This is a genomic window from Vibrio sp. Hep-1b-8, assembly GCF_006124995.1.
GTDB lineage: Bacteria > Pseudomonadota > Gammaproteobacteria > Enterobacterales > Vibrionaceae > Vibrio.
The window spans coordinates 1-7,127 of record NZ_QEWN01000131.1; the positions used below are offsets into that span (position 1 = coordinate 1).

The following is a 7,127-nucleotide window of genomic DNA, read 5'->3' on the forward strand; positions in this document are numbered from 1 at the left end:
TTTCCGTGCCCAAGCAAGATAAGCGCGCTTTTTCACTTCATTAAAACCAAACTCGTCACATATATCGCGATACTGTTTAAGCGAGCAGACTCGTTCTTCACCGTATGTTTCCAACGCATAGGGGTAGCCTTCGATACTTAGCTCTTTCAAGTTTTCTATTGCTTGGTTAATGTTTCTATCTGCCAATGCTAACGCATAAATATAGCGCGCTTCCACATTTCGAGCGTCACCTATGTAAGGTTGAAGTAATTCCCTGGCTTGGCTTCTGTCATAGTAGGTCATACCAAATATCGCGGTTCGCATTTTACGGATGTCTTCTTTGGTCAGATCCGGAGACCAGGCAGCAGAACGTAGCTCAGGGAGATATTGAATATCCTCCTCATCCATCGCCCAGCTGACACTTGTTAGCAGCACCAGTGTAAGTAACCAAATTGACTTCATGATATCTCTCCGAGTAGTTCAAATAGGCGCGAGTAGTCTCCACTACCAGCCGCTTGATGTATTTCGTTTAGATTGTTGATCTTGCCCAAGCCATCGTCAATACCGGTTAACTCTTCAATTAGCTGGTTAACCTCTTGTTTCGCCTCGTCTATACGGTCACTGAACCACTGTTTTGGGTTGCTAAATAACATGGATGCATCGGCATAATCTTGGGGGAAGATCTCTTTACGTGCGAGATGGTAGTAGCCAAACTGCTGGGCTTGATCCAACCATTGCGCTGGAGCCGTTTGTTTTTCCTGCTCATTGATCTCGTTATAGATATAGTAGGTCGATTGTTGGCCTTGAACCTGGTAGGTCTTTTGCTCGTATTTGTTATAGGCGGAAAAATAGTCATTAAAATTTTTGATAATCGAAGAAACAAGTGCAATGTATCTTTGAGTCTCATCAGACATCAAATTGTCTCCATATAGACCATCACCAAGTACTTCAATATCTCGAAGCTGGCATTTAATCATCCGTTGTAGGAAGCCCTTTAATCTTTCCCATACCACGATCGGCATAATTTTATTGCCGTAGGGGTGAGCGAGCATGGTTTGCCCTCGAGAGTTAAAGCGGCTAAAGGTCTCTTCCACTTGGCGATTGAGCTTTCTGTGAACCACCATATGCTCACTGGACCATGCCTCAAGTAAGCGCGCTACGGCGACCCAGCGTTCCACTTCCTGGCCAATCCCAACTCTGAGTTGGTTTTTCTCGTACTCCTCTAACGGTTTGGCTCTTCTGCCTAAAGTATTGACCTGTTCGATGCGCTCAAAAAGCTCTGGGGTTAACGCGTCTTCCTCTTTTACTAGGGTATAGAGTAATCGGGCTCTGGCTTCTGGTGGAATATTGTTAAACCAAGGCATGGTTTTGTCTGAACGACCATTCTTTTGAAAATACAACAATACTTGTTGAGCCACCGTATCACTGTGCTGATGGAGGAGCACATTCTGCTCCTGCTCGATCACTTCGGTCATATCGAGTAAAGCCAACTGGGTGATATCAAGACCAGTTACCATGGTCATGGTGATCAAGGTGTTGAGGACTTTAAATCCGTCTAGTGTGCCGTCCTCATCTTGTTCGGTAAACATTTCCACCCGGCGAAAGTCTTCTCTGGCTAAGACTTCAGTTAGAGCATTGACTATGTCTAGTAAAGATTCCGGGTACAAGGCAATGGTGTAATCCAGTGCGCCACCAACGCCATAAGTAAAGCCTCCACCAACTTTGAGTACATACTGCTTATTGACGTAGCCAAACTGGAATGCACCGCGGATGCCGATGCCAAATCTCAATTCTACCGAACGCCCAAGGCGGCCAAGCGGTTTCCAGTTTGTATCAGGGGTCTCACTGTATCGTGTGGTATTCAATAGAGTGTTACGTTGTGCCTCACTCAGGCTGGCGATCCAATTTTTGGCGCTGGCTTGTTCATTCGGCTTGCACCATTTCACCTGAGAGCTGACTGCCTGCCCTATTCTCGCCCCGGCAAACAGGTCGACTTGTCCTTGAATAGAGCCACCATCGGGTAACTTGATAGAGGTGTCTGCGGGGATAACGGGTTGCAGATGAACCGCTGCATCGACCGAAGAGAGGTTAATGGAGCTCGCCAGCGATAACCCGACTCCAACACTGCCATAAAAGGTCATATCACAATCATTGCGCAGTTGCCCAAGGTGAAAGTAAGTTGACGTTTCACTGCCCGCCGCTTGTTTTACCGCCGGAAGCATCATTGAGAAGCCATTTCGGCTCGGTAACATTTGATGCACTTTTATAAAGCCAGCGGCAAGGTCAACTTGAGCCCTTGCGTTCAGGGAGGCGATAGTAGCGTCTTTTTCTAGCTCATCGAATGAGGCAGGATAGTCCGATTCACAACGAAATGAGTCGGAACAAAAACGCAGCAGTTCAGCCTGGGCGTTGACCGTATAGTTGAGCCCCTCTCCACCCGCTCCTGTGTAAGAGTGTTGGATTAAAGAGGTATATTGGGTGAAGTTATCCATATCCTGCTCAGAAAGCGTCGAGCTTAACGAGACGTTAGTGGATGAATTGGCTTTTGCCGCGGCCTGAGCATCGCTGATTGCACCAGACAACTTCGATTTCAACTGCGCCGAAGTCACTGGTTTTAATTGGTGAGGATCGGTATTGGTGCTCTGGGCCTTCCCCCGTTCTGTTATGTTCAGCTCGGTGATGAGACCGAGAGCAAGGTAGTCGCTTACCTTCTCTAATTCATTGCTTAACATGTAGCGGGGTTTGTTTTGCTCACTCATTAAGAAGAACTCAACAATATGGCTGTTGCTTTCTTTCCAGGCAAATTTATATTGAGTCAGTTGAATATCCTGACTTGTCCAACTGATGTCGTCGAGCGGCAAGAGCGCCGTTTTCGAGAACTGAGGTGTGTTAAGTTTGCAAAAGTGTATTTTCTCTGATTCTAGGTTCACTTTTGCTTTGTGTTTCAGGTAGTTGATCTGATAACGAAGAGCCATGAGGTAATATAACCCACCATCCGCATACCCTTGCGTGGATGCGGTTCCACCAATAATTTGTTCGACAAATTGCTTGATGTAACTGGCCAGTTGTTTATCTAGAGTTTGGGCAAGGCTGAGTAGATTGAGATACCCCATACTTTCAATAAAGTCGATTTCACGACTTTGAGTGAGCGCGCTCAATGGCTTAGGTTCGGTATTCTCGCTGTCATAATGCAGCTGATTCAAAGAGAGAGATTTGAACGTATTGCCTTTGGATATCAACTCCCCGAGTTGTTTGAAGCTGAAATCGTTATAGATTCTCTCGAACTCTTTTTGAGCCTCATCGCTGTCTGCAAATAGCTCACTTTTGTCCAAGGTTTGCTCAGGTAACGCGACCCCTCGTCGGTTTAACTCTAAGAACACGTTAAACATGTTGCTGGCGATAATGTTGTAGGATTGACCCGACTGGTGCTTTGCAAACTCTTCTTGCATGCTGCCAATGGTTGATTCATCGAGATATTGCTGATGAAAGTGGGGTAGTAACTTGAGATAACTTTTATATAGCTTTTCTAAGCGAACTTCCTCGTTTTTTACAAAACGAAATTCCTGGCTGCTGTGACTTTTATACCAGGAGTAGCCTTGTTGTTTTGAAGTTTGTTGAGCTTGATGTTCGAAGTCTTTAATCTTTTCTTCAATTGCCTTGATAACATGGTTATTGATAAACGCTACTAAGTCAGAACGTGTTGAGTTACCGATTCGCGTTGTCTGGGCAATAGTGACAAACCTTTGTATCGTTTTTATCGCCTGATTCGCTGGTGCTCCGTTGGTAAGGTCAGCTTCGGTTAAACCAAGTTGAGCGGCATAGCTTTGTATTCCTTGGTCAAAATCCTCTTTAATCAACTCAAACCTAGGTCTCTTAGATGAGTTTGATAGCAATCTGACATACGTTTTCAGTAACTCTCGCGCATAGATCGCCTGTGCATAAGCCTTTTTATCGTCAATGCTTTTTAAAAAAAACGCATGTGACAGCGTCTTATAGCTTTCCAGTACGCCTTTGTTATTTAAGTTTTGCAGGACTGACTGTTTGACTTGCTGAATTTCGTTAGCATCCGCTTTACCACTGTAAAGCGCATCAATGAGAGGCTTAACGCTTTCATCCAGTTGATTTGCGATTTCCTTTAGATTGTCTGCATATTCTTGTGGTATCAGGTACCAGCTAGCATTCTGTGGAATATAAAGCACATCGTCGTATTCTTTCGCTGCGCAAGGCGATGGTGATACACCATTACTTCCGATAGCCTCACAATGTAAGAAATCCGTATTGTTTAAATCAATATTTGTTGTGGTCATAAGGCTACCTATGAAGGGTTGAACGCGTTGGTTAGCATTGTCCACTCCGACTCAGTGAGTTGGAACCATGCTATTTCGTTTTGTGATGGCCTATTTTGCGGCGATGGGTTGAGCAGTGTTTGTTCTTTGCCACTGTAAAACCAATGGATTTGTTCTATTGGCCCTAATAGCACCGCTAACCGTTCCTCTGACAGTTTCGCCACCCATTTGTGGTACATTAGCTGTGTTATCAATGTGGTGCTCTTTAATTATCCACCAAGGCGTATTTTGATCTTGAGCCAAAGTTTGCTGGGTGGGGGTGTCTGCTTGCCAGCTTTGCCACTGCTGATTGTAGCGGATTAATACGCTGTGATTCCTGAGTAACTGACTGACTTCTTCAGGGAGTAAACGCGGCAGCATTGCGCCAATATAAGCGGGGTTATAGAAAGAAAAAAAGACGCGTTCACCAAGTAACATTGCTTGAAACAGGCTCGCAAAATGGGCGCGAAGCTCTTTTTGAACAGAGTCGGTACTGACAATAATACCGCTTTGTGCATGGTCATCTTGCTGCCACCATTCTATAAACTGTGCGTTAACAGGCAGTAACCAAGGGCCATCTTCTGGATTGGTCAGAGTATCTAAGCTCATTAGTGGCCCACCATCTTCACCACCGCACTGGTAGAAAGCGACCTGAGGTTGGTGGGGGGAGCGTGGGTCGACAATGGCGTAGAGGCCTTTGTTTAGCTCGCGTTGTTCATATAGCCATTGGGTAATATTCAACTGTTTCATTTTATCTTTCCTTGCTCACAGGGTTTGAGCAATGAGGTATTAGCGTCCACAGTAGCTTGTGCTGGCAGCGTTATCGGTTGTGGGGGCATTTGAGTTTCTAAACCATTTGGCAGCTTGCTTATCTCTCCGCCATACCCACTGCCACTACCTGGGCTACCGCCCGAGTTTAAATTCACGCTAGGGCCAACCAAGCTAACACCAGACGCGTCTAGTTTTATAAAGCTGCCACCGGCTTTCAAAGTCATTTCAGAGCCCGCTTCGATAACGACCTTCATACCGGCTTTGATGTGGAGTTCATTGCCAATTTCAAGCGCATGCAACTGAGCGATTTTTTGATGCAGACTCCCTTCCACAATCGAGGTGGTATCTTGTTTGACCAGAGTGCGGCTTTCGCCCTCCACGGTGAGGTTGTGGCGGTTTTTAATCTGAGTGAAGTGGTCGTTATCGATTGTGATATGTTGGTCGTGCTTGACATGAGTGGTCATGTCATTCAGCACCCCGTGATGATGGGCTGATCAGGGTCACCATTGAGAAATGAGACAATCACTTCGTGCCCAATGCGAGGCAAAGCGACCATGCCGTACTGGCTGCCCGCCCAACCTTGAGAAACTCGCACCCAACATGAACGATGTTCAGGGTTTCTCTCTTCGCGATCCCAGTGGAAATGGACTTTCACGCGACCATGTTCGTCACAGAAGATTTCTTCTCCCTCTAATCACTTCGTGCCCAATACGAGGTAAAGCGACCATGCCGTACTGGCTGCCCGCCCAACCTTGAGAGACTCGCACCCAACATGAACGATGTTCAGGGTTTCTCTCTTCGCGATCCCAGTGGAAATGGACTTTCACGCGACCATGTTCGTCACAGAAGATTTCCTCTCCCTCTGGGCCGACGACGGTGGCGATCATTGGGCCATCGACTCTCGGTTTGGTCTCTGGCTGCGCTTGCCAATTGAGATGAGCGGGGATGGCTTGCCATTGGTTGGCGTAGGTCGTCTTGCCTTGCGTGCCCTCTTCCTCGAGTGCTTGAGCCTGTTCGCCTTGGTGATTGACTTGAACCAGCAGCCAAGCGCGATTAAAGGATGTGTTGAGGTGGTCACTCAAGGTAAATTTATACCCTGAGCGGAGCAAAAATTCGTTGCTTTTGCCTTTGGCTAACTGGGCGTTACGGCGCAGATAACTCAAGCGAGTGCGGGTGAAGGCGATGCCATTTGGGTCACCTTTATAGCGACCTGGCGCATCAAAGTGCACGTAAGTGGGTTGTTGGTAATCCATCTCCGTGCCGTGAGCCAATTGGCTAAAGGAATACGCCGGGTTTTTAAAGCTGTAGTCTTTGAGTTCTACCTCACTAACGTGGGCCTCGGATTGATAAGAAAAATCTTGGATATACGGCACATCGCTGACACCACCCGCTAACCCGTTGTACGGAATAGGCTGAGCTAAGGAGGGCAGCAGCACAGTGGCATCACTGAACAGCAAGGTGTGTTTTCCGGCTTCATGAATAAAGCTGTAGACCATGCCTTCTTCCGCGGCGAGGCGGTGGAGAAAGTCGAGGTCACTTTCACGGTATTGGACACAAAACTCACGTTGAGCCGGCTCGCGTTGCAGTGAAAAGGCATAGTCATGAATGCCCATCTCCTGCAATAGCGTCTCGATGATGTCAGGCGTGGTCTTATGTTGGAAAATCCGGCTGTTGTGGCGCAGCGAGAGACGTTCCAGCGCAGGTACCAGCGTCAAGGCATAGCGAGTATGGTGATGACCAATGTTGCCCTGCGTGAACGCGCGCGCTATCCCATGTACGCGCTGCACCAACACTTGGTTGCGGTACATACGCAGCTCGACCTGCCGATCCACCACTTGGTCTGCGGTTAAGTCATGCCGACGGCTGGCTAAGGTGATTTGATAACAAAAACCGTAACAAGGTCGATGATGAAACACGCTGGCAGACAAGGACTCTTGCCCATCGAACTGAGTCACAACCAAGGCATCATCGCCGAGTCCTTCTATATCTATGGTGTACGCCAATGTCGCCATACGTCTCTCCTATCGTTAACCCTAAACACAAAAAACCTTC

6 protein-coding genes are annotated in these 7,127 nt (G+C 47.2%); all 6 read right to left on the reverse strand.

Going from position 1 to position 7,127, the window contains the following annotated elements; genetic code table 11:
• A partial coding sequence (locus DA100_RS17835; RefSeq protein WP_138973360.1) for a hypothetical protein occupies nt 1-441 on the reverse strand: 441 nt, incomplete at its 3' end.
• The gene (locus DA100_RS17840; RefSeq protein WP_138973361.1) at nt 438-4,286 is read right to left on the reverse strand and encodes a hypothetical protein; all 3,849 of its coding nucleotides are present in this window, start codon (nt 4,284-4,286) and stop codon (nt 438-440) included. The genes DA100_RS17840 and DA100_RS17835, both read right to left, overlap by 4 nt.
• Before the next feature lie 90 nt (nt 4,287-4,376).
• On the reverse strand, nt 4,377-5,054 hold the full coding sequence (locus DA100_RS17845; RefSeq protein WP_138973362.1) for a DUF4123 domain-containing protein: 678 nt from the start codon (nt 5,052-5,054) through the stop codon (nt 4,377-4,379).
• A complete protein-coding gene (locus tag DA100_RS21425) occupies nt 5,051-5,539 on the reverse strand; it encodes a DUF2345 domain-containing protein (RefSeq protein ID WP_240800957.1) in 489 nt (162 codons plus the stop codon). Before DA100_RS21425 ends, DA100_RS17845 begins: the two co-directional genes overlap by 4 nt.
• 5 nt (nt 5,540-5,544) lie before the next feature.
• Complete coding sequence (locus DA100_RS21430; RefSeq protein ID WP_240800958.1) at nt 5,545-5,730, reverse strand: phage baseplate assembly protein V; 186 nt, start codon at nt 5,728-5,730, stop codon at nt 5,545-5,547.
• Nucleotides 5,731-5,743: 13 nt separating this feature from the next.
• Complete coding sequence (gene tssI, locus DA100_RS17850) at nt 5,744-7,087, reverse strand: type VI secretion system tip protein TssI/VgrG (protein WP_240800959.1); 1,344 nt, start codon at nt 7,085-7,087, stop codon at nt 5,744-5,746.
• Nucleotides 7,088-7,127: the final 40 nt, after the last annotated feature.